We start from the raw sequence: 26,321 nt of genomic DNA on the forward strand, positions 1-26,321 counted from the left end.
GACAGTGACTTTATAGAGTCACTGTCTTTCCTTATACATTATGTTTCCACATTATTACTGCATCTTCTTTATTATCTCCATAGTACTCTTTCCTGATACCTTGCTCTAAAAATCCATATTTTTTATAAAGATTCTGAGCTACTAGATTTGACTTTCTTACTTCTAAAGTAAGGCTAGTTATTAACTCTGTATGGCATATTTCTATAAGTGCCTCTAGTAAAAGGTTTCCGGCACCTATTCCTCTGTATTCAGGGTGTACAGCTATATTAGTTATATGACCTTCGTCTAAAATGAGCCACATACCAGCATATCCAATGAGTATTCCATCTTTTTTTGCTACAACATATCGTGCAAATTTATTGATTTCAATTTCTCTCTCGAAAGATTCTCTGCTCCATGGGGTTGGAAAGCTTAAAGCATCTATTTTCAAAACGCTATCAACATGCTCAAGCTTTAATGAAAGTATTTCAATGTTATTCATTCTGGGATGACTCCATCTTTTTATCATACTCCCTTTCGGCCTGAGACTTTCTAAGATAAAATGGAGCGAAGGTATATAAGTCATCATGTATTCCAGAACTGAGGAGATTCAAGCCTAGCTCTCCTAAGGATGATGCTCTTACTAAATTTAAATGAGTAGGGGCAAAACGAACATTTTGAATACTAGAGGAAAGATCATCTTTAAATTTAGGAACTGCATCACCAATAAAACAAATGGATTGATTATGCTTGCTTAGAAGCGAAATTAAATCCTCTATGGAAATAACCATGTGCTCGCTTATCGTGTGTAGCTTGTTATCTACAAATGTATACAAGGCAGTATAAACATTACCTCTAAGAGCATCTAGAATAGGGCATATAATTCCAGAAGTATATGCTAAATTGTAAGCAAGTGCATCTAGAGAAGAAATACCGACAAAGGGCTTCCCAGTGCCTTGACTTAACCCTTTAATAACAGAAGCTCCTATTCTAAGTCCTGTAAATGATCCTGGGCCTTTGGATACCACAAAACCATCTATAGAAGCAATATCTAGTTTCAAATTTTTTAGTAAACTATCAATCATAGACATAAGCACTACTGAATGCTGCTTTTTATAATTAAAGGTTATTTCAGCAAGCAACCTATCATCTTCAAGTACAGCGCAGGTTGCTGATTCTGTAGACGAATCTAAACTTAAAATTTTCATGTTTTATTTTAACTCCTTTATATAACTATATCTGTCACCATAATATTGTATTATAATTTTCCTAAAGTTTATACCAAGTTCCGGTACCTTTTTTATCTCCACCCATATATGTTCTTTTGGAATTAGATCTTCTATGTAATTTGCCCATTCTATAATACTTACAGCATCGCTGAATATATATTCGTCAAAGCCTATAGCTTCAATTTCATCTGGATCATTAACTCTATAAACATCAAAATGATATAACTTTAAACGACCTTCATATTCATTTACAATGGTAAAGGTAGGACTAGTTATTGGGGAGGATATCTCTAATCCCTCAGCAATACCTTTGGTAAAATGAGTTTTTCCTGTTCCAAGATCACCAGTAAGACAGATTATGTCACCAGGATGGACTATATTTCCAAGCTGCTTGCCTAAATTCATAGTGTCTTCTAAGCTATCAACGATAAATTCCATTATAATTCACCTCATAGATATTTTATCCAAAATAGCACAAAAAGAAAAGAAACATTAACTTTTTATTCTTATTTATTTGCAATGTTAAAATACATTATGTAAAATATATATATTATTCATTCAATGTATAGAGGTGAAAAAGGTGCAGAAAAAATTAAGTCTACTTCTAATTATATATATAGTACTTTTAACCGGATGTAGTAAAGAGCCACAAAATACTGCTATAAATAATAATGAAGTCGTAAAAATGGAGACTAGAAAAGATATAGATTTAAATATTATAACTACGGATAAGCTGCTTTATGGCATGGTGAAAAATATAGTAGGGGATAGACATTTAGTTGAATATATGTTCAAAAATAGGGAAAGGGAATTAGGTTTTCAATTTTCAGAGGACAGTTTGAATAATATAGCGAAAAAGGACTTATTTATATATATGGGCGCTGGGCTTGAACCATGGATAAATGATTTTGTAGATAAACTTAATAAAAATAAAGTGGGCGTAATAAATGTTTCAAGGGGAGTTAAGCTTTTATCATATAGTAAGGTAGTAAAATATAAGGACTCTGTGCTTAAAGATAATCCTTATTATCTATCAAATTTAGATAACTATAAAATAGCATTGATGAATATCAAAAACTCTATTCAAGATAAAGATCCTAAAAATAGAGATATATATGAAAAAAATTTTTCTGTAGCACTAAAGAATCTGGAGAATTATCAAAAGGAGTTAAAATCCGCCTGTGATAACTTAACGGAATTTACATTTATAGTTGTTGAAGATGAACTAAGTTATTTTGTAAAATACAATAATTTTAAGATATTAGATATAAATAGAGATAAAGATACAGTTAAAATAATGCCTGTTGATAAAACTGCAAAGCTAGATCTAGAATCTAAGTTGAAAGATAATAAAAAAATAGTTATTTTATATAACAGTGATGAAGTTTTAAAAAGTAATGAAGATATAATAAAAAACTACAATATTAAAGCTATAAATATGAAGACATATAGTATAGATACTAGCTATGAAGATGTCCTTAAAGGTAACATTGAAAGACTAAAGGCCTTTTATGAAAAGGAATCTGCTGTAAAATAATTCTGTGAAAAAAATATAAAAAAATGCTTGCATTTTAAATATATGTAATGTATAATAAATATTGTTCTTAGGGGTATGGCTCAACGGTAGAGTAGTGGTCTCCAAAACCATTGGTTGTGGGTTCAAATCCTACTGCCCCTGCCAAAGAAAAAAGTCTGTGGAAATAATATTCTACAGGCTTTTTTCTTTGGCGATTTTTGTTTTTTGTAAAACCTTTAGATTTTGTCTTAGAATACACAAGATAATATTAAAAATATTTTTAAACAATAGGTATAAAAAGAAAAAAGTTTGCAATCATGTGTCGGAAAAAGAATATTAAAAATGATACTAATTATATTATTTTATAAAAATTATAAAAGTTATTTGAATTTAAATTAAAGTTTACTAAAAATTTAACAATATATAAGACGATATATACAAGTTAGTAACAGTATTTATTTCGCGAGATAAATTTTGGAAAACAAGATAACGATTACAAAGTGATAAAATTTGAAAAATGACAGTGAAATAGTTGGTAGAAAAATAATCTAGAATTATTAAAAAAATCAAAAAAAATTTTGCAATTTAGAATGGAACTATGATAATATAGGAATATAATATAAAATCTTGTAAATAAGCCCCTTTTTAGTAGTGATTTCACAGGTTTTATTACAATATTTACCAGTAAAATTAATAATTCACTGGCGGCTTAAAGTTATAATATAACATTACATGTAATATGTGTAAAATATTAATTTTGCATTGAAAAACCTTAAGCAAATAAAGATATTTTCTCAAAGTTTTGATTTTTTAAAAAATACATGTTTATTTTTTAACATTTTTTCGTTAATTATCTTTTCTTTTTAATATAAAAGCAGTATAATTATAAATGTAACTATACAATTATTCTCAAATAAAAAAAATAATAGGGTTTTAGGCAATATTATGGATTACATCCATTTAGTTCATGGATTAATCCTACAAGGAGGGAATTATTAAAATGAGTGAAGAAAAAGTAATTTCAGTCGATCAAACTACCTTACAAATGTTGGACAAGGCTAAAAATGAAGGCTTGGAAACAGCTTGGGACAGAAAAGTGGCTCAAAAAGCAGCTTGCGGATTTGGTTCTGCTGGTGTGTGCTGTAGAAACTGTACTATGGGACCTTGTAGAGTAAGTCCAGTTCCTGGAAAAGGTGCTGAAAGAGGTATCTGTGGTGCTACTGCAGATGTTATCGTAGCTAGAAACTTTGCTAGAATGGTAGCTGGTGGAGCTGCAGCTCATGCAGACCATGGTAGAAGTATAGTACTTGAATTATTACATGCAAGTCCAAATGGAGCTATACAAGTAAAAGACGAAAAGAAATTAAAGAAAGTTGCTGCAAGATTTGGCATCGAAACTGAAGGAAGAGATGTATACGATGTAGCTCATGAACTTGCTCAAGCAGGATTAAGAGATTTTGGTAGACAAGAAGGACATATTGTTTTACCACCAACAGTTCCAGCAAAAAGAAAAGAAATATGGGAAAAATTAGACATAGTTCCTAGAGGATTTGATAGAGAAGTTGTTGCAATCATGCACTCAACTCATATAGGATGTATGGCAGATGCTGAAGCTATTCTTAAAATGGGATTAAGATGTGGACTAGCAGATGGATGGTTAGGATCATATATGGCTACAGAATTCAGTGATATTATGTTTGGTACTCCTCATTCACGTCCTACTGAAGCAAGCCTAGGAGTTCTAGAACATAACCAAGTAAATATAGTTTTACATGGACATGAACCAGTGCTTTCAGAAATGATAGTTGCAGCTGCAGAAATGCCAGAAATGATTGAATTAGCTAAATCACAAGGAGCAGATGGAATAAACCTTTGCGGTATGTGCTGTACAGCTAATGAAGCTACAATGAGACATGGTGTTAAATTAGCTGGTAACTTTATGCAACAGGAATTAGCAGTTATCACTGGAGCAGTAGATGCTTTAGTAGTTGACGTACAATGTATATTCCCTGCATTAGCTAAATTATCAGAAAGCTATCATACTAAATTCATAACTACTTCACCAAAAGCACGTATTACAGGTGCGACTCATATGGAAATGGATGAAGCAGCACCACTAAAAACAGGTATTGCTGTAGTAAAAGAAGCTATAATGAACTTTAAAAACAGAGATAAGAGCAAGGTTATGATACCTGAGGCTAAGACTAAAGCAGAAGTTGGATATAGTACAGAAGAAATATTAAATAAATTAGATGGAGTTGTTAATTCACACATAGGACCAATGCAATCAACAAAACCTCTAGCAGACGTTATAGTTGCAGGAGTTATAAGAGGAGCAGCTGGTGTAGTTGGATGTAACAATCCTAAAACTGTTCATGATGAAGGTCATTTAGAAGTAATAAAAGGCTTAATCAAGAATGACATAATAGTTGTTACTACTGGTTGTGCAGCTCAAGCAGCAGCTAAAGCAGGTTTATTAACGAAAGAAGCTAAAGAACTTGCTGGTCCAGGACTTAAAAAGGTATGTGAATTAGTAGATATACCACCAGTACTTCACATGGGATCATGTGTAGATATAAGTCGTATCCTAGAATTAGTTGGAATGACAGCTAATCAATTAGGAGTGGATATAAGTGATCTACCAGTAGTTGGTATAGCTCCTGAGTACATGTCAGAAAAAGCTATATCAATAGGAAATTATGTTGTAGCATCAGGTATAGATACATGGCTTGGAGTAGTTCCTCCAGTTACAGGTGGTCCTGAAGTTGTAGACATCCTAACTAATAGAATAGAAGAGTGGGTAGGCGCTAAATTCTTTGTAGAAACAGATCCACATAAGACTGTTGAGCAAATAGTTAATAGAGTTAATGAAAAACGTAAGAAATTAGGAATATAAATTTATCTTTATATGTGATATTCTTATATAAATAGTATTAGCAAATATTATGCCAATATGAAAAAAATGCTATTATAGGTTGCAGTACCATTTAAGAGTATCATAATGAAACTGTTATTAGTCTCAAAGTGATAACGATATCACGGTCGGTGTCACTTTGAGACAAGATGCAGATAAGCGTATAGCAAATAATATAGATGAAGCAACTATTGTAGCAAAAAAGGAGGGTCTACATATGAAAATGAAAATGGCAATAACAGGAAAAGGTGGCGTAGGAAAAACTACATTTACAGCTATTATAAGTAGAATTTATGCAGAAGAAGGATATAAGGTTTTAGCTGTTGACGCAGATCCTGATCCTAACCTAGCTTTGGCATTAGGTTTCCCAGAAAAATTAATAGATGAAATTGTTCCTATATCAGAGATGAAGAAGTTAGTTGCAGAAAGAACAAGTTCTACTCCAGGATCTTTTGGTAAAATGTTCAAGATAAATCCAAAAGTAGATGACATACCTGAAAGATATTGCAAAGAGTATAATGGTGTGAGACTTTTAACTATGGGTACAGTAGATACTGGTGGGACAGGTTGTATTTGTCCTGAAAATGTTCTTCTAAAAAAGTTAACTTCGCATTTAATGCTTCAAAATAAAGACATTGTAATAATGGATATGGAAGCTGGTATAGAACATTTAGGAAGGGGTACAGCTCAAGGTGTTGACGTTTTCATAGTTGTTGTAGAACCTGGAATAAGAAGTATACAAACTTATAAACATGTAAAAAGACTTGCAGGGGATTTAGGTATTGGTAAGGTTTTCGTAGTGGCAAATAAAATAAAGAATGCAGATGATGAAAAGTACATACTAGAAAATATAGATGAAGGTGCATGCCTTGGCTTCATACATTATAAAGATACAGTAGGAAGCTCTGATAGAGTTAACCAATCTCCTTACGATTCTAATAAAGAAACCGTTGAGGAGGTAAAAAATATAAAACAAAAATTAGAGATGGGGGTATTTTAAAATGGGTTTTAAATCTGATATCGAAATAGCACAGGAGTGTAAACCACAAGACATTAGAGAGATAGCTTCAAAAATAGGTGTTTCCGAGGACGACATAGAGCTTTACGGAAAATACAAGGCTAAAGTAGATTACAACTTATTAAAGAAAACTCCAGGAAAAAATGGTAAACTTATACTTTGCACAGCAATCAATCCAACACCTGCTGGAGAAGGTAAAACTACTACATCAATAGGTGTAGCTGACGCTTTATCAAAATTAGGAAAAAATACAATAGTTGCATTAAGAGAACCATCATTAGGACCAGTATTTGGTGTAAAAGGTGGAGCAGCTGGCGGCGGATATGCACAAGTTGTTCCAATGGAAGACATTAACCTACACTTTACTGGTGATTTCCATGCAATTGGAGCAGCTAACAATTTATTAGCAGCAATGATAGATAACCATATATATCATGGAAATGCTCTAGACATCGATCCAAGAAGAATAGTTTGGAGAAGATGTGTTGACATGAACGACAGACAATTAAGATTTGTTGTTGATGGTATGGGTGGAAAAGCTAATGGAATGCCAAGAGAAGACGGATTTGACATTACAGTTGCTTCAGAAATAATGGCTATATTCTGCTTAGCAAGTGACATAACAGACTTAAAAGCAAGATTAGCTAGAATAGTTATAGGTTATACAAGAGCAGGAGCACCAGTAACAGCTGGACAAATAAATGCTCAAGGTGCTATGGCAGCATTACTTAAAGATGCATTAAAACCAAACTTAGTACAAACTCTAGAAGGAACACCAGCATTTGTACATGGTGGACCATTTGCAAACATAGCTCATGGATGTAACTCAATAATGGCTACAAGAATGGCTACTCATTTTGCAGATTATGTAGTTACAGAGGCAGGCTTCGGTGCTGACCTTGGAGCTGAAAAATTCTTAGACATCAAATGTAGAATGGCTGGATTAAAACCAGATGCAGTAGTTGTAGTTGCTACAGTTAGAGCATTAAAATACAATGGTGGAGTTGCAAAAGCTGACTTAAATAATGAAAACTTAGAAGCTCTTGAAAAAGGACTTCCAAACTTATTAAAACACGTTGAAAACATAACTAAGGTATTTAAATTACCAGCAGTTGTTGCAATAAACGCATTCCCAACTGATACAAAAGCAGAGTTAGATTTAGTTGAAGCTAGATGTAAAGCTCTTGGTGTAAATGTTAAGTTATCAGAAGTTTGGGCAAAAGGCGGAGAAGGCGGAGTAGAAGTTGCTAAAGAAGTAATAAGATTAATCGAAGCAGGAGAAAACAACTTCCAATTTGCTTACGATGCAGAACTTCCAATAAGAGAAAAAATAAGAGCTATAGCTCAAAAAGTTTACGGTGCAGATGATGTTTTATTTGCAGATCAAGCTAACAAAGAAATTGATGAGTTAGAGAAGAATGGGTTTGGAAAAACTCCAGTATGTATGGCAAAAACTCAGTATTCTTTAACTGATGACCAAACTAAACTTGGAAGACCAACAGGATTTACTATAACAGTAAGACAAGTAACAGTTTCAGCAGGAGCAGGTTTCGTTGTTGCTTTAACTGGAGCAATCATGAAAATGCCAGGACTTCCTAAAGTTCCAGCAGCTGAAAAAATTGATGTTGATCAAGATGGCGTAATAGGTGGATTATTCTAAAGAATTTTAGGGGGAAATAATAATGAAACTGGCAGATAAAACTTGTACTGAATTTATAGAAGTTCTTGCTTCTAAAGCAGCAGTTCCAGGTGGTGGTGGTGCAGCAGCTCTAACAGGTGCAATAGGAATGGCACTTGGAAGTATGGTGTGCAACTTAACTATAGGAAAGAAAAAATTTGCTGAGTATGAAGAAAAACTTAATGGTATATTAGAAAATTGTGGAAAGCTTCAAAATGAGCTCCTTAAAATGATAGATGCTGATGCAGAGTGCTTCTTACCTCTTTCAAAAGCTTATGGAATGCCTAAAGATACTGATGAACAGAAAAAGCTAAAGGATGAAACTTTAGAAAAATGCTTAAAGGAAGCTTGTCAAGTTCCAGTATCAATAGTTAAGCTATGCTTCGATTGTATTAAGTTACATGAGGACTTAGTTGATAACTGTTCAGCGCTAGCTATAAGCGACGTTGGAGTAGGAGTACAATGTTTAAGAGCTGCAATTATTAGCGCTCAATTAAATGTAATAATCAACATAAATTCAATTAAAGATACTGAGTATGTTGAGAAAGTAAAAAAAGAAACAGAACCTTTAGTTCAAGATGGAATCAAAATCTCTGATGAAGTTTATGAGAAAGTAGTAAAAGCGCTTTCTAAGTAATAGGTTGTAGTATACCATCGGAAGAAAGTAAATTTTCTTCCGAGGGTGTTTACATAGAAAGTTTTAAATCTTAAAATCTAAATTTTGAATAGAAGGAGATTGTAAGTATGGGTCAGATAATTAAAGGAAAACCAGTTGCAGATGCTATAAGCGCAGCTTTAGCTGAGGAAGTAAAAGGGTTAAAGGTAAAGGGTATTACTCCAAAACTAACAATAGTTAGAGTTGGAGCAAACGGAAGTGACCTTGCTTATGAAAGAGGAGCTTTAAAAAGATGCCAGGAAATAGGCATAGAAACAGAAGTTAAAGAGCTCCCAGTAGACATATCACAGGATGATTTTATCACAGAACTTAAAAAAGTAAACGAAGATAAAGCGACAAACGGTATATTAGTATTTAGACCCTTTCCAAAACAATTAGATGAAAGTGTTATCAAATATGTAATTGCACCAGAAAAGGATGTAGACTGCTTCAGCCCTGTAAATGTGGCTAAGGTTATGGAAAGTGATGTAACAGGTTTTGCACCATGTACTCCATCAGCAGTTATAGAAATATTAAAACATTATGAAGTACCTATGAAAGGTAAAAATGCTGTTGTTGTAGGAAGATCAATGGTAGTAGGAAAGCCTGTATCAATGTTACTTCTAAATGAAAATGCTACAGTTACAATTTGTCACTCTAGAACAGCGGACATGCCTGCAGTATGTTCAGAAGCAGACATTTTAGTTGTTGGTATTGGTAAAGCTAAAATGATTGATTCAAAATATGTTAAAGATGGTGCAGCAGTTATAGATGTAGGTATTAACGTTGATGCTGAAGGCAAGCTATGTGGGGATGTAAATACAGATGATTGTGTAGAAAAGGCTTCAATGATAACACCTGTACCAGCAGGAGTAGGTTCAGTTACTACTTCAATACTTGCGAAACATGTAGTAAAAGCATGCAAGCAACAAAACAACCTATAAGCGTTTTAATAATGGGGGAGTAAGAATGATTATTTCAGAGAAAAAACCTTTTGACGAGATACTTGAATATCTAAAAGATAGTAAAAAAGTAATTATCACAGGTTGTTCCTTATGTGCATCCACTTGTAAAGTTGGTGGGGAAGAAGAAGTTTTAGCAATGAAAGCTAAATTAGAAGAAAACGGAAAAGAAGTTCTAGGATGTAAGATACTTGATCCTTCTTGTAATTTACTAAAAACAAGAAAAGACCTAAAAGGCTTAAAGGACGAGTTAAAGGATGCTGATGCAATTCTATCATTAGCTTGTGGAGATGGAACACAAACAGTTGCAAAACTTGTTAAAAATTCCGTATATCCTGGAAACAATACATTATTCATAGGTGAAGTTGAAAGAGTTGGTCAGTATGCAGAAGCTTGTAGAGCTTGTGGAAGCTGTCAACTTGGATGGACAGCTGGAATATGTCCAGTAACAATATGTGCTAAAGGTCTTTTAAATGGACCTTGCGGCGGTGCAAGAGATGGAAAATGTGAAGTAGATCCAGAAAATGATTGTGCATGGATCTTAATATATGACAAATTGAAAGAACAAGGTAAACTAGATAACCTTTTAGAAATAAGAGAACCAAGAGATTATAAAGTTAGTTACCATCCAAGAAAAATAGATTTAAAAGATAAGGAATAAGACTAAGGGGGATTGAAAATGAGCCTATTAAAAGAAGCTTTAGAAAGAGGAGAGTTTGCAGTTACAGCAGAAATGGCACCTCCAAAAGGTATAGATCTTTCTCATTTAATAGAGTGTGCAAAGATGATAAAGGGAAGAGCCCATGGAATTAACGTTACGGACTTCCAATCTGCAACATTGAAAGCTACCTCCTTAGCAACTTGTAAAGTTTTAAAGGATGCTGGATTTGAGCCTATACTTCAAATAACAGGAAGAGATAGAAATAGAATAGCTATTCAAGGAGAACTTTTATCAGCAGGTGTATTCGGAATAGAGAATGTTTTAGGTCTAACTGGAGATTACACAATGGTAGGGGATCATCCAGGAGCAAAACCTGTTTATGATCTTGATAGCGTAGGAATACTTAAGGTGGCTAGTACAATAGCAAGCGGTAAAGATATGTCTGGTAATGATTTAAGTTCAACACCTAATTTTTACTTGGGAGCATGTGTAACACCAAAGTATGATCCTTTAGAGTTACAAATCATGAAGATGGAAAAGAAGATAAAAGCTGGAGCTAGATATTTCCAAACTCAAGCAGTGTATGATATGGATACACTAAGAATCTTCAGAGAAAAAACAAAACACTTGGATGCAAAACTATTAGTTGGTATTATACCACTTAAATCAGCAGGTATGGCAAAGTACATGAATAAAAATGTACCAGGAATATTTGTGCCAGATGAATTAATTGAGAGAATGAAAAATGCTGAAGATAAAGTTAAAGAAGGAATCCAAATAGCAGGGGAATTTATAAAACAAGCTAAGGAAGAGGGACTTTGTGACGGAGCTCACATAATGGCAATTGGGGCTGAAGAAAATGTGCCATTAGTATTAGATGCTGCAGGATTATAAAAAATAAGGGGAGATCATGATGAAAATAGTAGTTATTGGTGGGGGACCAGGCGGATATGTAGCTGCACTTAAGGCTGCGATGTTAGGTGCAGAGGTTACTATAGTTGAAAAAGGTAAAGTAGGGGGAACTTGCCTAAATGTAGGATGTATACCTACAAAAGCTCTACTTGCTTGTTCAGACGTATTAAATCATGTTAGAGAAGCTAAGAAATTTGGTGTTAACATCGAAGGTGCTATAAGTGCAGATTTTGCAACTATAGTAGAAAGAAAAGAAAAAGTTGTTACTCAGCTTGTAAAAGGAATTGAATACCTATTTGAAAGCAGAGGAGTAAAACTTGTAAGAGGCTTAGGAAGATTAGTAAGCAATAAGGAAGTTGAAGTTACAAAGGAAGATGGAACAAAAGAAAGTATACCAGCAGATAAGATAATACTTGCTACAGGTTCTGTACCGGTAGTTCCAAGATTCCTTCCTTACGATGGTAAGAATGTAATGACTTCTGATGAAGTTTTAAATCTTAAAGAACAGCCAAAATCAGTAACTATTGTTGGTGGTGGTGTAATAGGCTGTGAAATAGGACAGTTCTTAAATAGACTTGGAACTGAAGTTAAAATAGTGGAAATGTTACCACAATTATTACCACTTGAAGATGAAGATACAGCAAAAATACTACAAAGAAGCTTTAAACAAGAAAAGTTAAAGTTCTTTGTAGGTGATGGAATCTCAACTGTAGAAGTTGAAGAGGGTAAAGTAGTTGCAACTTTAGCTAGTGGCAAAAAAGTAGAATCAGAGAAGATGCTTGTAGCTATTGGTAGAAGAGCATATACAGAAGGTCTTGGATTAGAAGAATTAGGAATGCAAATGGATAGAGGTAAAGTAATAGTTAACGAGTATTTAGAAACTAATGTAGAAGGCGTTTATGCTATAGGCGATTTAACTATAAGTCCTGATTTAGCTCATGTAGCTTCAAGACAAGGTATCGTAGCTATAGAAAATGCTGTACTAGATAAAAAGAAGAAAGTTAGTTATAAAGCTATACCAGGTTGTGTATTTACAGAACCAGAAGTTGCTTCTGTTGGTATGAAAGAAAAACAAGCAAAAGATGCTGGAATCAATTATAAAGTAGGAAAATTCGATTTTAGAGGTCTTGGAAAAGCTCAAGCTATGGGTAAAATTCAAGGATTTGTAAAAGTAATTACAGATGAAAAAGATGTAATTATTGGAGCGGCTATAATCGGAGAACGTGCAGCAGATATGCTTGGTGAGTTAACAGTAGCTTGTGAACTTGGTTTAACAGCAGAACAAGTAGGAGAAGTAATTCATCCACATCCAACTTTATGTGAAGGAATTATGGAAGCACTTCATGATGTTCATAAACAATGTGTTCATTCAGTAGAGTAATAGCATAGGGCTTTTGCCCTATGCATAGCAATAAAGGGAGGTTGTACTATGGGATACAAGATAGCCGTAGCAGGTAAAGGTGGCACAGGTAAAACTACATTAACAGGACTTCTAATAGATTACTTAGTTAAAAAATCACAAGGTCCTATTCTTGCAGTTGATGCCGATGCTAATGCAAACTTAAACGAAGTATTAGGTGTAGATATAGAAGAAACTATTGGGGAAATAAGAGAAGATGTAAGTCAAAGATCACTTGCAGGTGACAATAATTTTCCAGGAGGCATGTTAAAGGCAGATTACTTAAAGTATAAATTAAGCGCTGCTATAACTGAAGCAAAAGGTTATGACATGATTGTAATGGGAAGATCTCAAGGTACAGGGTGTTATTGTTATGTAAATGGGGTACTAAAGACCCAAATAGATTCTCTGTCTGGAAATTATGAATACTTAGTTATAGATAATGAAGCCGGAATGGAGCACTTAAGCAGAAAAGTAGTTGAGAATATAGATACTTTATTTTTAATTAGTGACTGCTCAAGAAGAGGAATTCAGGCTGTAGGCAGAATAAGACGTTTAGTTGATGAACTAAAATTAAAAGTTGGACAAATATTTCTTATAGTTAATAGGGCACCAGAAGGTAAGCTAAATGAAGGAACAATGGAAGAAATAAATAACCAAGGGTTAGAATTATTAGGGGTTGTTCCTATGGACCAAATGGTGTATGAATATGATTCTAGTGGAAAACCTCTAGTAGAATTACCAGAGGATTCACTATCAAAAAAAGCATTAAATGATATTTTATCAAAAATTCAATTTAATAAGTAATTTAAGGAGGCAATAAGTTATGTTCAAAAAATCAGTACAGAACTTTTCAGGAAAAATTTGTGAAGTTGAAATTGGAACAGGAGAAAAAGCCATAAAATTAGGTGGTGAAAGTGTACTTCCATTCTATTCTTTTGATGGAAATGTAGGTAATACTCCAAAAGTTGGTATGGAAATTTCAGATATCGTTCCAGAAGATTGGTCAGACGCTTTAAAGGATCTTTATAAAGATGTAATTAGTGATCCAGTTGCGTGGGCAAAATTTGTAGAAGAAAAATACGCTCCTGACTTTATATGCTTAAAGTTAGACAGTGCTGATCCAAACGGATTAGATAAAGCTCCAGAAGAAGTTGCAAAGGGTGCAAAAGCTGTAGCAGAAGCTATAAAAACTCCACTTGTAGTAGCAGGAACTGGAAATCACGATAAAGATGCTAAATTATTTGAAAAAGTAGCTCAAGAATTAGATGGACACAATGTTCTTTTACTAGCAGCAGTAGAAGACAACTACAAAACTGTAGCAGCTGCTGGTGCAATGGCTTATAATCATAAAATTGGAGCTGAGTCTTCAGTTGATATAAACCTTGCAAAACAAATGAATATACTAGTTAACCAATTAGGAGTTGCTAATGACAAAATAGTTGATAATGCAGGTTCTGCTGCTGCAGGATACGGTTATGAATATGTTGTTTCAACTTTAGATAGAATAAGACTTGCTGCTCTTGGACAAAATGACAAAACTCTTCAAGTTCCAATAATTACACCAGTTTCTTTTGATACTTGGAAGGTAAAGGAAACAGTTGAGTTAGAAGCAGATTCACCACAATGGGGATCACAAGAAGATAGAGGAATAGCTATGGAAATAGCAACAGCTACAGGTGTTTTAGCATCTGGGTCTAACGCAGTTATTTTACGTCATCCAAAATCAGTAGAAACTATTAAAAATTTTGTAAATGCATTATTAGGTTAATATAAATTAAAATATATACTGGAATTTAGATAAGGGGGATTCAAAATGGCTTTAACAGGATTAGATATATTTAAATTAACACCAAAAAAGAATTGTAAGGATTGTGGTTTTCCAACTTGTTTGGCTTTCTCAATGAAAGTAGCAGCAGGTGGAGTAGAAATAGGTAAATGTCCACATATGAGCTCAGAAGCTATAGAAAAATTATCAGAAGCAACAGCACCACTAATGAAGACTATAACAGTAGGTACTGGTGATACAGAATATAAATTAGGTGGAGAAACTGTATTATTCCGTCATGAAAAGACTTTTGTAAACAGAAATAGATTTGCAGTATTACTATCAGATAGCATGGATGATGCTGAAGTAGATGCAAAGATTCAACATATGATAGATGTTAATTATGTAAGAATCGGTGAAGAAATGAAAGTTGAATTTGCTGCATTAAAATATGCTGGCAATAAAGACAAGTATATTGCTTTAGTTAATAAAGTAAAAGCTAGTGGATTAAAAGTAGCTTACATATTAATCGTTGAAGATGTAAATGTAGCTAAAGAAGCTTTAGAATTAGTAAAAGCTGAAAATCCAGTAGTATATGGAGCTAACAAAGAAAACTTTAAGGAAATGGTTGAGTTAGTTAAAGCTGATAACATAGCTTTAGGCTTAAAATCTGAAAGCTTAGAAGCATTATATGCTTTAGTTGAAGAAGTTCAAAAATTAGGATACAAGAATTTAGTTCTTGATCCAGGTTCAGCTTCAGTTAAGGAAGCATTTGAAAATACAGTTCAAATAAGAAGAATAAACCTTCAAGGTGGAGATAGAACATTTGGATATCCATCAATCCTATTTGTAGATGAGCTTGCAAAAGGTGATAAATTCATGGAAGTAGCATTATCTACATTATTTACAATGAAATATGGTTCAATAATAGTTTTAAGCGATATGGATTTTGCTAGAGCATTACCATTATATGGTTTAAGACAAAATGTATTCACTGATCCACAAAAACCAATGAGAGTAGAACCAGGTATATATCCAATAAATGGTGCAGATGAAAATGCTCCAATAATATGTACTGTTGACTTTGCTTTAACTTACTTCATAGTAGCAGGTGAAGTTGAAAGATCAAAAGTTCCAGTACAGATGTTAATTCCAGATGCTGGTGGATACTCAGTTCTTACTTCATGGGCAGCTGGTAAGTTTACAGCTAGCAGCATAACTAAGTTCATAAAAGAAAATGGAATAGAAGAAAAAGTTAAGACTAGAAAGCTTATACTTCCAGGAAAAGTTGCAGTTCTAAAAGGTGACTTAGAAGAAAATTTACCAGGATGGGAAATTATAGTTGGAACAGCAGAATCAATGTTCATTCCTAAGTTCTTAAAAGAATTAACAGGTAAATAATAATTCTTATACTATTTAAGTTGAGAATGGGGAATTTTCTCCATTCTCAACTAGAAATATAAAATAATAATGTATTTATGTTATTTTAAAATTTTAATGAAAAAATAGGAGGATATTTAATTATGGATAAGTTTATAGTTATTGGTGAAAGAATTCACTGTATATCACCAGCTGTTAGAAGGGCTATAGAAGAAAGAAACCCTGCAGAAATTATAAAGAGAGCAAAAGAGCAGTTAGAGGCAGGTGCTCACTATATAGATTTTAATATAGGACCAGCAGAAAAAGGTGGAGAAGATTTAATGCAATGGGGTGTTCAATTACTCCAAAAAGAATTTGATAATGTTCCAATTGCATTAGATACAACAAACAGCAAAGCTATAGAAGCAGGACTTAAAGTTTACAACAGATCAAAAGGAAAACCAATTGTAAACTCAGCTGATGCTGGTGAAAGAATTGCTAATATAGATTTAGCAGCAGAATATGATGCTATGGTTATTGCATTATGTGCAAAAGAAGGTATAACTAAAGATAATGATGAAAGAATGGCTTATTGTACAGAAATGCTTGAAAGAGGAATGGGTCTTGGAATGGAACCAACAGATTTATTATTTGACCCATTATTCCTAGTAATAAAAGGAATGCAAGATAAGCAAAAAGAAGTATTAGAAGCAATTAGAATGATAAGCGAAATGGGACTTAGAACTACTTGTGGATTAAGTAACATATCAAATGGAGCTCCAAAGGAAATAAGACCAATCATGGATGCTACATTCTGTGCAATGGCTATGCAATCAGGACTTACTTCAGCGATAATGAATCCATGTGACAAGAGATTAATGGAAACAATAAAAACTTGTGACGTTGTAAATGGAGCTGTATTATACGCTGATTCATATTTAGACTTATAATATTTAAAAAAATAGGTCCATAATTTTATTTTAGGGAGGGGTTTAAAAATGAATTTATTTCAAACTGTATTCACTGGTTCAAAACAGGCTTTAGCAGCTGCAGAAGGTCTTGTAGCAAAGGCAGTAGAAGAAAAAGGTAGAGATTGTAAGGTTGCATTTCCAGATACTGCATATTCATTACCAGTAATTTATGCTGCAACAGGAAAGAAAATCACAACTGTAGCAGAATTAGAAGGTGCTTTAGACATAGTTAGAAGTTTAATAGTTGAAGAGGAAATGCTTGATAAATTATTAAACTCAGGATTAGCTACAGCTGTTGCTGCAGAAATAGTTGAAGCAGCAAAATATGTACTTTCAGATGCTCCATATGCAGCGCCATGTGCTGGATTTGTATCTGACCCAATAATCCGTTCATTAGGAGTACCACTAGTTACAGGAGATATTCCAGGTGTAGCAGTTGTACTTGGAGAATGTCCAGATGCTGAAAGTGCAGCAAAAGTTATAAAAGACTACCAATCAAAAGGATTATTAACATTCTTAGTTGGTAAAGTAATAGATCAAGCTATAGAAGCTAATGTTAAAATGGGTCTTGAATTAAGAGTTATTCCTCTAGGATATGATGTTACTTCAGTAATTCATGTTGTAACTGTTGCTATAAGAGCAGCTTTAATATTCGGAGGAGTTAAGCCAGGTAATTTAGCTGAAGTTCTTCAATACTGTTCAGACAGAGTTCCAGCTTTCGTAAATGCATTTGGTCCATTAAGCGAACTTGTAGTTTCAGCAGGAGCTGGTGCAATAGCACTTGGATTCCCTGTAGTAACTGACCAAACTGTAACAGAAGTTCCTACATTATTATTAACTCAAAAAGATTATGATAAAGTAGTTAAAACTTCTCTTGAAGCTAGAAAGATTAAAATAAAGATAACTGAAATTCCAATACCAGTTGCATTTGCAGCAGCATTCGAAGGTGAAAGAATTAGAAAGAATGACATGTTTGCAGAGTTTGGTGGTAACAAGACTGAAGCTTGGGAATTAGTTATGAGTGCTGAGGTTGGAGAAGTTGAAGACCATAAAATAGAAATTATAGGACCAGACATAGATGTTATAACAGATGCTCCAGGAAAATTACCTCTTGGAATGCTTATAAAAGTAGCTGGTGCTAAAATGCAAAAAGACTTCGAACCAGTTCTAGAAAGAAGACTGCACTACTTCTTAAACTACATTGAAGGTGTAATGCACGTTGGACAAAGAAATATGACTTGGTTAAGAGTAGGTAAAGAAGCTTTTGAAAAGGGCTTTAGATTAAAACATTTTGGTGAAGTAGTATACGCTAAAATGTTAGACGAATTTGGTGAAGTTGTAGATAAATGTGAAATTACATTAATAACTGATCCAGAAAAAGCTGTAGAAATGAAAGAACAATTGGCTATGCCTAGATTTGCTGAAAGAGATGAAAGACTGTTATCATTAACTGATGAAAGTGTTGATACATTCTACACATGTAATCTTTGTCAATCATTTGCTCCAGCTCATATTTGTATAGTTACTCCAGAAAGACTTGGTCTTTGCGGAGCAGTTTCATGGTTAGATGCTAAAGCTACACTTCAATTAAACCCTACAGGTCCATGTCAAGAAGTTCCTAAAGAAGGTGTAATTGATGAAAAATGTGGTATTTGGGAAAAGGTAAATGAAGCTGTAGCAAATGGTTCACAAGGTGCTGTAACAGAAGTTACATTATATAGTATATTAAATAGTCCAATGACTTCTTGTGGATGTTTCGAATGTATAACAGGTATTATGCCAGAAGCAAATGGTGTTGTTATAGTAAACAGAGAATTTGCTTCAACAACTCCACTTGGAATGACATTTGGTGAACTTGCATCTATGACAGGTGGTGGGGTACAAACTCCAGGATTCATGGGTCATGGAAGAGCATTTATTCCATCAAAGAAATTCATGAAGGCAGAAGGCGGAATCGAAAGAATAGTATGGATGCCAAAAGAATTGAAAGACTTTGTAGCAGATAGATTAAATGCTACTGCTAAAGAATTATATGATATAGAAAACTTTGCAGATAGAATCTGTGATGAAACTATAGCTACAGATTCAGATGCAGTTGTAGCGTTCTTAACAGAAAAAGGACATCCAGCACTAAACTTAGATCCAATAATGTAATAATTTAAACTTTATGCCGGTGACAAGTGATTAAATTGTCACTTGTCACTGGTAATCTAAATAAAAATTACAGTGAATTATTTAAATTTATTGAGATGGGGTGTAATATATGAATTTACCAAACGATTTACATTATCATAATGAGCATACATGGGCTAAAGTTGATGGAGATGTAGCTTATGTAGGAATAACTGATTTTGCACAAAATCAACTTGGAGAAATATTATTTGTTGAACTACCAGAAGTTGGAGATGAAGTAACTCAGGGAAAACCTTTTGGAGTAGTTGAATCTTCAAAGAAAGCTTCAGATTTATTTGCTCCAATATCTGGCGAAGTTGTAGAAGTAAATGAAAAATTAGATGATGAGCCAGAATATATAAATGAAGATGCTTATGATGCATGGATAGCAAAAATAAAATTAAGCGATAAAGGTGAACTTGAAAACCTATTAGACGCTGCTGGATATGAAGCAGGCATAAAGTAAAAAGAAACTTCTCGGTGTTTTGCCGAGAAAGTTTTTTTTAAGGAGGTATTCACAAAATATGTTAAAGGTTAAATTTATTCCTCAAAACAAGGAAATTGAAGTTTCTGAAGGAGAAAGTCTATTAGAAGTGGCTAGAAAAGCAGAAGTTTTTATTGATGCGCCATGTAATGGAAATGGAACCTGTGGAAAATGTAAGGTAAAAGTAGTTAAAGGAAAAGTAGATACACAAAAAAGTAGGCACTTAAAGGATGAGGAGTGGAATGAAGGTTATATTTTAGCATGTTGTTCAAAGGTTAAGGAAGATGTTGTTATAGAAGTTCCGTCTAATGCTGGGTCTGCTATGCATGGCATGAAGATAGAAGCTTTATCTGGTGAAAGAGAAGAGAGGATATTTGAAAGAGCAAAGAAGCAGATTTTAGACAATGGAATGGAGTTCAAGACTTACATAAAAAAAGATTACATAGAGCTAGATTTACCAACTTTAGATGATAACATATCAGATTTCGAGAGAATAAAAAGACACTTGAGAAATAATTTAGGATATAACCAGGTGTTTTGCAGACTTCCTATGCTTAGAAAAATGCCTCCTATTTTAAGAGAAAAAGATTTTAAAGTAACTATAACCCACATACCAAGAGGTCAAGGGAAAACAACAATAGTTAATATGGAATCAGGGGATACTACTGATAGATTATACGGCATTGCTTTAGATATTGGAACTACTTCTGTAGCAGCTTGTTTAGTTGATCTACAAGGTGGAAAACTTATAGCGAAAGCATCCTCAGGAAATGCACAGATAAAGTATGGTGCAGATGTTATAAATAGGATAATGTATTCTACAAAGAAAGATGGCCTTAAGGTATTAAATGATGCAATAATAAAGGAAACTATAAATCCTTTGCTTAGAAAGATGTATGAGGATTCTGGTATAGATAAGGATGAAATTGTATCCTTTATAGCTGCAGGAAATACTACTATGTCTCACCTTTTTTTAGGAGTTTATCCTGATTACTTAAGAATGGAACCCTATATACCAGCTTTTGTAAAACCGCCTTTTATTAAGGCTTCTGAATTAGGCTTAGAAGTAAATCAAGAAACTTTTATTTACTTAGTTCCTTCAGTAGCTAGTTACGTAGGTGGAGATATAACTGCAGGAGTTTTGTCTTCAGGTATATGGTCATCAGATGAAAATATTCTTTTCATTGATTTGGGGACTAATGGAGAAATTGTTTTTGGAAATAAGGAATTCTTAATGACATGTGCTTGTTCCGCAGGTCCAGCTTTTGAAGGTGGAGAGATAAGCTGCGGTATGAGAGCTGCTAATGGAGCCATTGAAAAAGTAAAAATTAATAAAGATACATACGAACCGGAGATTAGTTTTATAGGAAATGATAAGCCTTTAGGGGTTTGTGGATCAGGAATTATTGATTTAATATGTGAATTGATGTTTTCAGGAATTACAGACAGAAGAGGAAAATTGATAAAAAATTTAAATACTTCAAGAGTAAGATTTGATGAAAATGGAATTGGAGAATACATAATTGTATTCAAAGAAGAATATGAATTGGAAAAAGATATTACCATAACGGAAGTTGATATAGATAATTTTATTAGAGCGAAAGCAGCAATCTATTCCGGCCTTACTACTTTGTTAACCGGTCTTGGAATGGATTGTACAATGATAGATAAGATTTATATAGCAGGCGGCATAGGAAATAGTTTAGATATTAAAAATTCTATAAAGATAGGTATGCTTCCTGATGTAGATGAAAGTAAAATTTCTTATGTAGGAAATAGTTCTCTGATGGGATGCTACTTAATATTAATGAGTGAGGATGGAAGACATAAGCTTGAAGAACTATCAAATCACATGACTTATGTGGAGCTTAGTGCAGATCCAGGTTATATGGATGAGTTTATATCTGCAAGTTTCCTACCTCATACAGATATAGAGAAATTCCCTACAGTAAAACAGTTACTAGAAAAATAACGTATATATGCTAAGAAGTCAAAATTACAGAAAAATTTATTGATATAGGAATAAAAAAGAGTATACTGAAAGTAATATAAGAAGTAATGCAGGAGGCTAAAAGATTAACAATCTTTTAGTACAGTATAAGGAATACAGGAGACTAAAAGGTTAATAATCTTTTAGGGCTTATAAGGAATACAGGAGGGAATAGTAATGTGTGAATCAACAGCATATTTAATAACAGAAGATGGCGAGCGTAAATTAATGGATTATGTAGTGGACGTAGTCCCAAAAGAAAATGGAAAGTTATCCTTAACTGATATTCTAGGAGAAGAACAGATTATTGAAGGAATCCTTAAAGAGATAAGACTTTTAGAACATAAGATAATAATTGAGAAGACAATATAACAATAGATGAATTAAATGGAGGGATTTTTTATGTGCAAGGAAAATTTACATGACCACAACCATATACACGAACATGACCATCAGCATGAACATACTCATAGTCATAATCATGACCATGATGGACATGAGCATGCTCATGAACACAATCATATTCATGCCCATGAGCACGAACATAAACATGCTCATGAACATACTCATGATGGAAGTCACACCCACTCTCATGGAGAGGGGCATGGACATAAACATGAAGGCAGCTGTGAGGTTGCTGCAGAGAATAATAACCTAAGTAAGGAAGAAAAAACTTTAAAGCTTTTACTAAATCATTGGGTTGAACATAATAAATCCCATGAAGAAGGATTTAAAGATTGGGTTGAAAAATCAAAACAGATGGGAAGAGTGGAAACATCTGACTCTATTAAAAAAGCAATAGAATTTATGGAAAAGGCAGATGAAATGCTGCTAGAAGCTCAGAAACATATATAGGAAATAGAAAGTCAAACTTGACTTAGTAGCCGGTATTTAGATGAGCATCTCTTCTGCACTATTAACAAATTTAAGTTTTCTCTAAGGCTTAACACCAAAGAAAATTAATGAACTTAAATAAACTCGCTATCGCTCAGACAATATTTAAGTCCATTAATTTTCTAAGGTGTTTCGCCAAGAGCTAACTTAAATTTGTTAAATGTGCTGTCAGATATGCTCATCTAAATACCTCTAGTTAAGTCAACTTTCGGACTTCGATACTTATACTTATGAGACAGAGTTAAGCGAGTATTTAATATATTTACGAAATAGGGGGATGAGAGTGTATGGATAGAGTAGCAGTAGAAGAAAAGAGAAAAGATAAATTACCATATGAGCATTATAAGAGTATATTAAAAAACTTTGATCCTGAGGTAATAGTAAAAAATACTGGATGTGTTTATGATAAAGAAAAAGGTGAATTTACTATAAGATTGATGGGTGAAAATGTTATTGTAAAATATCCTAGTGGCGAAGTATTAAAGGAAGATGGAACTGAAATTCAAAAGTATCCTCCTAAAACTTTGATACTGAGATATTTGATAAATGCTAGAGGTGTTGAACCTTTAGATAAGGATATAACCTATAGAGATGTAGATGGAGGAAATGTTTACTATAATAATTTCTATGGAAGATGTCTTTTGAGATTATCAAAGACCTTCGGCAATAATGTAGAGAAGTTTATAAGTGTATTTGAAAAGCTTGGAGCAGAAAGAGTAAATATGGGAGATGCGGCATATAAGTTCGAATTTCTTAATAACATATTTGTAACCTTTGCCTTGTGGAAAGGTGATGAGGAGTTTCCTGCTTCATCTCAGATTTTATTTGATGGAAACGTACCTTTTTATTTTACTGCAGAGGATTTAGCTGTTGTTGGGGATGTATCTATTGGAACAATTACTGGACTAGCTTATTCGAAATAATACTAAAAACTATGTCGTATTTTGTTAAAAAAATATCAAAAAATAATGAAGAAAATTGGGTGGGGAATGAAGCCCCATCTAATTTAAGCTTCAATTCATAAAAGACCTGAAGTTAAGAATATTTTTGGAAACATCACACTTAAATAGGTTTTAAGTTGCCTTTTTAAAAAATTATTAGTGTAGAACAGTTATTGCAACAAGTTTTGTAATAACTATTTTATAAAAAATTATTAGTAAAGGGGAAAAGCTATATGGAAAGTAGAATGTTAAAACCAAACGAATTATGTGATGCATCTATAGGAGCAGGCTGTAACAAAGCTAAGTTAACAGTGCTGCAGACAGTAGTATTAGGTATTATGGCAGGTATGTTTATAGCCTTAGGGGGAGCTGCTTCGGCCGTAGCCTCACACAGCATAGCAGACGCAGGTCTGGCTAAATTTGTCAGTGGTGCAATATTCCCAACGGGGCTTATGCTAGTTGTTATATGCGGTGCTGAATTGTTTACAGGGAATGCTCTTATGATAGTTCCACTTATGGACAAAAAAATAAACATCAAAGATATAATTAGAAACTGGATTATAGTATATTTTGCAAACTTTATTGGATCAGTACTTATAGCGTTTTTAGTTTTTAAAGCAGGGGTATTTGGTATGAGTGCAGGAAAATTAGGAGGAGTTGTAATAAAAGTTGCCTCAACAAAAGCAAGTCTTCCATTTTGGACAGCCTTTTCAAGTGCTATATTATGTAATCTATTAGTTTGTCTCGCAGTTTGGGGGATATCAGCAGCTAAAGATGTTGCTGGAAAAGTTGCTATTGCATGGTTCCCAATAATGGTCTTTGTTGTATGTGGATTCGAACACTGTGTTGCTAATATGTACTTTTTAACAGCAGGTATGTTTGCTAAATCTAATCCTGCTTTTGTTCAAGCGTCAGGTTTATCTCCAGAGAAAATAATAAACGGAGCTGGTATTATTAATAATTTAATTCCTGTAACATTAGGCAATATTGTTGGAGGTGCACTTCTAGTAGGTTTTACTTATTATGTGGCATATAAATATAATCCTTCAACTGCTAAAGAATCTGCAACTAGTGTAGAGGGTTTAAAAGCAAATTAAATGTAATTTTTAGAAAACTGAAGTAAGTTAAATGAAAAATAAGAATAATTGTCATAATAATAAAATGGAAGCGAATTTAAAAGGTTTTCATAGTTGAATAATAGAGTTAAATATGATAAACTTGTCTTAACAATTTGAAAAGCAAATATTAAGGCGGAGTTTAAGAGAGCCAATTTTTAAGGTATTAAGTTAATACCTTAGATTTTGGGTCTCTTTTTGTTTTATTAATTAAGGAGGTATATTAATGTTTGATGTAACAATTATTGGAACAGGAATTGTGGGATGTGCAATAGCTAGGGAACTATCTAGATATAAATTGAGGATATGTGTGGTAGATAAAGATACAGATGTGGCAAATGGAACAACTAAGGCTAATAGTGCGATAGTACATGCTGGTTTTGATGCTAAGACAGGTTCTTTAAAAGGCAAGTTAAATGCAATAGGAAATGCTATGTTTGATAAGTTATCTGAGGATTTAGATTTTCATTTTAAGAGAATAGGTTCTCTAGTGCTTTGCTTTGATGAGAAGGATATGGATAAGCTACAGGAATTGAAGGAGCAGGGTATAAAAAATGGAGTTCCAAACCTTGAAATATTAGATGGTAATAAGTTAAGACAAATGGAACCGAGTATTTCCAAAGACGTAGTTGCTGCTTTATATGCACCAACAGGGGGAATAGTATGTCCTTATGAAATGACTATAGCTTTAGCTGAAAATGCTAATACAAATGGTGTAGAATTTAAATTTGAAACAGAAGTAACTAATGTAGAAAAGACAGAAAACTGCTATATTATAAAGACTAATAAAGGCGATATAGAAACAAAATTAGTAATAAATGCTGCAGGTCTATTTGCAGATGAAATAAATAATATGGTAAGTGCGAATAAAATTGAGATAAAGGCTAGAAAAGGTGAGTACTGTTTATTTGATAAAGCAGTAGGAAATATGGTTTCAAAAACAATATTCCAGTTGCCAACTAAAATGGGAAAAGGGGTTTTAGTTACTCCTACAGTAGATGGAAATCTACTTATAGGACCTAATGCTGTAGATGTAGATGATAAGAAGGACTTAACAACTACAACTGAAGGAATTGATGAAATATTAAGTAAAGCAGCATTAAGTATAAACCCAATACCTATGAGACAGGTTATAACTTCTTTCTCTGGACTAAGAGCTCACAGCACAAATAATGATTTTATAATTGGAGAGCCAGCAGATGCAGAAAACTTCATAAATGCAGCAGGAATCGAATCACCAGGTTTATCAAGTGCACCTGCTATAGCAGAGATGGTAAAAGATATAGTTGTAGGTAAATTACAACCTGAGGAGAATAGCAGTTTTAATCCTATAAGAAAAGGAATACCTAAATTTAGAGAAATGGATAATGAGCAAAGAAAAGAACTTATAAAAAAGGATAGCAGATATGGTAAGATTATATGTAGGTGCGAAACTGTTACAGAGGGAGAAATCATAAGTGCGATAAGACGACCTTTAGGTGCTAAAACACTTGATGGTATAAAGAGAAGAACTAGAGCAGGAATGGGAAGATGTCAATCAGGATTCTGTGCTCCAAAGATAGTTGAAATTTTAGCAAGAGAACTTAGTTTAAAGCCTACAGAAGTAACTAAATTTGGAGGTAATTCTAATATATTAGTAGGAAAAGATAAAGAAACAATCTAAAAAATATGATAGGCTAATTACAATTATTGGAGGTTTAGAGA

General features: G+C 33.4%; 24 protein-coding genes and 1 tRNA gene. 22 read left to right on the plus strand and 3 right to left on the minus strand.

Features of this window, described 5'->3' with window-relative positions; all coding sequences use genetic code 11:
- Window positions 1–31: 31 nt before the first annotated feature.
- The 3 genes from rimI to tsaE are packed head-to-tail and all read right to left on the minus strand — an operon-like array spanning window position 32 to window position 1,646.
- On the minus strand, window positions 32–481 hold the full coding sequence (gene rimI / locus CLMAG_RS01735; protein WP_066617061.1) for a ribosomal protein S18-alanine N-acetyltransferase: 450 nt from the start codon (window positions 479–481) through the stop codon (window positions 32–34).
- Window positions 474–1,187 (minus strand): tRNA (adenosine(37)-N6)-threonylcarbamoyltransferase complex dimerization subunit type 1 TsaB, encoded by a 714-nt coding sequence (gene tsaB, locus CLMAG_RS01740; RefSeq protein WP_066617065.1) that lies wholly within the window; start codon window positions 1,185–1,187, stop codon window positions 474–476. Before tsaB ends, rimI begins: the two co-directional genes overlap by 8 nt.
- A gap of 3 nt (window positions 1,188–1,190) precedes the next feature.
- Entirely contained in the window at window positions 1,191–1,646 is a 456-nt protein-coding gene (gene tsaE, locus CLMAG_RS01745; RefSeq protein WP_066617068.1) for a tRNA (adenosine(37)-N6)-threonylcarbamoyltransferase complex ATPase subunit type 1 TsaE, read from the minus strand.
- 142 nt (window positions 1,647–1,788) lie between these two features.
- On the opposite strand from tsaE, the gene CLMAG_RS01750 reads away from it, so the two are divergent.
- The 22 genes from CLMAG_RS01750 (at window position 1,789) to CLMAG_RS01855 (ending at window position 26,280) form a co-directional block, all read left to right on the plus strand.
- Complete coding sequence (locus CLMAG_RS01750; RefSeq protein WP_066617069.1) at window positions 1,789–2,745, plus strand: metal ABC transporter substrate-binding protein; 957 nt, start codon at window positions 1,789–1,791, stop codon at window positions 2,743–2,745.
- A 69-nt stretch (window positions 2,746–2,814) separates the two neighbouring features.
- Window positions 2,815–2,889: transfer RNA gene (locus tag CLMAG_RS01755), tRNA-Trp, on the plus strand.
- An 835-nt stretch (window positions 2,890–3,724) separates the two neighbouring features.
- Window positions 3,725–5,620 carry an anaerobic carbon-monoxide dehydrogenase catalytic subunit gene (gene cooS, locus CLMAG_RS01760; protein WP_066617070.1) on the plus strand — a complete coding sequence of 632 codons (1,896 nt, stop codon included), beginning with the start codon at window positions 3,725–3,727 and terminating at the stop codon, window positions 5,618–5,620.
- Window positions 5,621–5,861: 241 nt separating this feature from the next.
- Window positions 5,862–6,638, plus strand: a complete 777-nt coding sequence (locus CLMAG_RS01765; protein ID WP_175562191.1) for an ATP-binding protein — start codon at window positions 5,862–5,864, stop codon at window positions 6,636–6,638.
- 1 nt (window position 6,639) lies between these two features.
- Window positions 6,640–8,316 carry a formate--tetrahydrofolate ligase gene (locus CLMAG_RS01770; protein WP_066617075.1) on the plus strand — a complete coding sequence of 559 codons (1,677 nt, stop codon included), beginning with the start codon at window positions 6,640–6,642 and terminating at the stop codon, window positions 8,314–8,316.
- Window positions 8,317–8,338: 22 nt separating this feature from the next.
- Window positions 8,339–8,971 (plus strand): cyclodeaminase/cyclohydrolase family protein, encoded by a 633-nt coding sequence (locus tag CLMAG_RS01775; protein ID WP_066617077.1) that lies wholly within the window; start codon window positions 8,339–8,341, stop codon window positions 8,969–8,971.
- 107 nt (window positions 8,972–9,078) lie between these two features.
- Complete coding sequence (locus CLMAG_RS01780) at window positions 9,079–9,933, plus strand: bifunctional 5,10-methylenetetrahydrofolate dehydrogenase/5,10-methenyltetrahydrofolate cyclohydrolase (protein ID WP_066617079.1); 855 nt, start codon at window positions 9,079–9,081, stop codon at window positions 9,931–9,933.
- A gap of 25 nt (window positions 9,934–9,958) precedes the next feature.
- Window positions 9,959–10,612, plus strand: a complete 654-nt coding sequence (locus tag CLMAG_RS01785; protein WP_066617084.1) for a methylenetetrahydrofolate reductase C-terminal domain-containing protein — start codon at window positions 9,959–9,961, stop codon at window positions 10,610–10,612.
- Window positions 10,613–10,630: 18 nt separating this feature from the next.
- Window positions 10,631–11,506 carry a methylenetetrahydrofolate reductase gene (locus tag CLMAG_RS01790; protein WP_066617085.1) on the plus strand — a complete coding sequence of 292 codons (876 nt, stop codon included), beginning with the start codon at window positions 10,631–10,633 and terminating at the stop codon, window positions 11,504–11,506.
- 19 nt (window positions 11,507–11,525) lie between these two features.
- The gene (lpdA, locus tag CLMAG_RS01795; protein WP_066617087.1) at window positions 11,526–12,905 is read left to right on the plus strand and encodes a dihydrolipoyl dehydrogenase; all 1,380 of its coding nucleotides are present in this window, start codon (window positions 11,526–11,528) and stop codon (window positions 12,903–12,905) included.
- A 48-nt stretch (window positions 12,906–12,953) separates the two neighbouring features.
- On the plus strand, window positions 12,954–13,730 hold the full coding sequence (locus tag CLMAG_RS01800; protein ID WP_066617090.1) for an ATP-binding protein: 777 nt from the start codon (window positions 12,954–12,956) through the stop codon (window positions 13,728–13,730).
- Between the two features lie 19 nt (window positions 13,731–13,749).
- The gene (acsD, locus tag CLMAG_RS01805) at window positions 13,750–14,694 is read left to right on the plus strand and encodes an acetyl-CoA decarbonylase/synthase complex subunit delta (RefSeq protein ID WP_066617092.1); all 945 of its coding nucleotides are present in this window, start codon (window positions 13,750–13,752) and stop codon (window positions 14,692–14,694) included.
- A 45-nt stretch (window positions 14,695–14,739) separates the two neighbouring features.
- Window positions 14,740–16,092, plus strand: coding sequence for an acetyl-CoA decarbonylase/synthase complex subunit gamma (gene acsC / locus CLMAG_RS01810; RefSeq protein WP_066617095.1), 1,353 nt, complete (start codon window positions 14,740–14,742; stop codon window positions 16,090–16,092).
- Between the two features lie 122 nt (window positions 16,093–16,214).
- The gene (acsE, locus tag CLMAG_RS01815; RefSeq protein WP_066617097.1) at window positions 16,215–17,000 is read left to right on the plus strand and encodes a carbon monoxide dehydrogenase/acetyl-CoA synthase methytransferase subunit; all 786 of its coding nucleotides are present in this window, start codon (window positions 16,215–16,217) and stop codon (window positions 16,998–17,000) included.
- Window positions 17,001–17,048: 48 nt separating this feature from the next.
- Window positions 17,049–19,175 (plus strand): acetyl-CoA decarbonylase/synthase complex subunit alpha/beta, encoded by a 2,127-nt coding sequence (gene acsB / locus CLMAG_RS01820; RefSeq protein ID WP_066617099.1) that lies wholly within the window; start codon window positions 17,049–17,051, stop codon window positions 19,173–19,175.
- A gap of 109 nt (window positions 19,176–19,284) precedes the next feature.
- Entirely contained in the window at window positions 19,285–19,659 is a 375-nt protein-coding gene (gene gcvH / locus CLMAG_RS01825; protein ID WP_066617102.1) for a glycine cleavage system protein GcvH, read from the plus strand.
- 58 nt (window positions 19,660–19,717) lie between these two features.
- Window positions 19,718–21,649: a corrinoid activation/regeneration protein AcsV gene (acsV, locus tag CLMAG_RS01830; RefSeq protein ID WP_066617110.1), complete on the plus strand. Its 1,932-nt coding sequence runs from the start codon at window positions 19,718–19,720 to the stop codon at window positions 21,647–21,649.
- A 195-nt stretch (window positions 21,650–21,844) separates the two neighbouring features.
- Window positions 21,845–22,039 carry a CooT family nickel-binding protein gene (locus CLMAG_RS01835; RefSeq protein ID WP_066617112.1) on the plus strand — a complete coding sequence of 65 codons (195 nt, stop codon included), beginning with the start codon at window positions 21,845–21,847 and terminating at the stop codon, window positions 22,037–22,039.
- 30 nt (window positions 22,040–22,069) lie between these two features.
- A complete protein-coding gene (locus CLMAG_RS01840) occupies window positions 22,070–22,522 on the plus strand; it encodes a DUF8180 domain-containing protein (RefSeq protein WP_066617115.1) in 453 nt (150 codons plus the stop codon).
- Between the two features lie 326 nt (window positions 22,523–22,848).
- On the plus strand, window positions 22,849–23,484 hold the full coding sequence (locus CLMAG_RS01845) for a DUF3786 domain-containing protein (protein WP_066617120.1): 636 nt from the start codon (window positions 22,849–22,851) through the stop codon (window positions 23,482–23,484).
- 251 nt (window positions 23,485–23,735) lie between these two features.
- Window positions 23,736–24,599, plus strand: a complete 864-nt coding sequence (locus tag CLMAG_RS01850) for a formate/nitrite transporter family protein (protein ID WP_066617125.1) — start codon at window positions 23,736–23,738, stop codon at window positions 24,597–24,599.
- 244 nt (window positions 24,600–24,843) lie between these two features.
- On the plus strand, window positions 24,844–26,280 hold the full coding sequence (locus tag CLMAG_RS01855) for an NAD(P)/FAD-dependent oxidoreductase (protein WP_066617127.1): 1,437 nt from the start codon (window positions 24,844–24,846) through the stop codon (window positions 26,278–26,280).
- The last annotated feature ends 41 nt before the right edge of the window (window positions 26,281–26,321 follow it).

It is taken from the genome of Clostridium magnum DSM 2767 (assembly GCF_001623875.1).
Taxonomy (GTDB): Bacteria; Bacillota; Clostridia; order Clostridiales; family Clostridiaceae; genus Clostridium_AM; species Clostridium_AM magnum.

Coding starts and splice junctions, on each gene's coding strand:
- acsC (WP_066617095.1), top strand. CDS start 14,740: ATGGCTTTAACAGGATTAGATATATTTAAATTAACACCAAAAAAGAAT.
- CLMAG_RS01835 (WP_066617112.1), top strand. CDS start 21,845: ATGTGTGAATCAACAGCATATTTAATAACAGAAGATGGCGAGCGTAAA.
- CLMAG_RS01840 (WP_066617115.1), top strand. CDS start 22,070: ATGTGCAAGGAAAATTTACATGACCACAACCATATACACGAACATGAC.
- CLMAG_RS01765 (WP_175562191.1), top strand. CDS start 5,862: ATGAAAATGGCAATAACAGGAAAAGGTGGCGTAGGAAAAACTACATTT.
- rimI (WP_066617061.1), bottom strand. CDS start 481: ATGAATAACATTGAAATACTTTCATTAAAGCTTGAGCATGTTGATAGC.
- CLMAG_RS01780 (WP_066617079.1), top strand. CDS start 9,079: ATGGGTCAGATAATTAAAGGAAAACCAGTTGCAGATGCTATAAGCGCA.
- CLMAG_RS01855 (WP_066617127.1), top strand. CDS start 24,844: ATGTTTGATGTAACAATTATTGGAACAGGAATTGTGGGATGTGCAATA.
- cooS (WP_066617070.1), top strand. CDS start 3,725: ATGAGTGAAGAAAAAGTAATTTCAGTCGATCAAACTACCTTACAAATG.
- tsaB (WP_066617065.1), bottom strand. CDS start 1,187: ATGAAAATTTTAAGTTTAGATTCGTCTACAGAATCAGCAACCTGCGCT.
- CLMAG_RS01775 (WP_066617077.1), top strand. CDS start 8,339: ATGAAACTGGCAGATAAAACTTGTACTGAATTTATAGAAGTTCTTGCT.
- tsaE (WP_066617068.1), bottom strand. CDS start 1,646: ATGGAATTTATCGTTGATAGCTTAGAAGACACTATGAATTTAGGCAAG.
- lpdA (WP_066617087.1), top strand. CDS start 11,526: ATGAAAATAGTAGTTATTGGTGGGGGACCAGGCGGATATGTAGCTGCA.
- acsE (WP_066617097.1), top strand. CDS start 16,215: ATGGATAAGTTTATAGTTATTGGTGAAAGAATTCACTGTATATCACCA.
- CLMAG_RS01785 (WP_066617084.1), top strand. CDS start 9,959: ATGATTATTTCAGAGAAAAAACCTTTTGACGAGATACTTGAATATCTA.
- CLMAG_RS01790 (WP_066617085.1), top strand. CDS start 10,631: ATGAGCCTATTAAAAGAAGCTTTAGAAAGAGGAGAGTTTGCAGTTACA.
- acsD (WP_066617092.1), top strand. CDS start 13,750: ATGTTCAAAAAATCAGTACAGAACTTTTCAGGAAAAATTTGTGAAGTT.
- CLMAG_RS01845 (WP_066617120.1), top strand. CDS start 22,849: ATGGATAGAGTAGCAGTAGAAGAAAAGAGAAAAGATAAATTACCATAT.
- acsV (WP_066617110.1), top strand. CDS start 19,718: ATGTTAAAGGTTAAATTTATTCCTCAAAACAAGGAAATTGAAGTTTCT.
- CLMAG_RS01850 (WP_066617125.1), top strand. CDS start 23,736: ATGGAAAGTAGAATGTTAAAACCAAACGAATTATGTGATGCATCTATA.
- CLMAG_RS01770 (WP_066617075.1), top strand. CDS start 6,640: ATGGGTTTTAAATCTGATATCGAAATAGCACAGGAGTGTAAACCACAA.
- acsB (WP_066617099.1), top strand. CDS start 17,049: ATGAATTTATTTCAAACTGTATTCACTGGTTCAAAACAGGCTTTAGCA.
- gcvH (WP_066617102.1), top strand. CDS start 19,285: ATGAATTTACCAAACGATTTACATTATCATAATGAGCATACATGGGCT.
- CLMAG_RS01800 (WP_066617090.1), top strand. CDS start 12,954: ATGGGATACAAGATAGCCGTAGCAGGTAAAGGTGGCACAGGTAAAACT.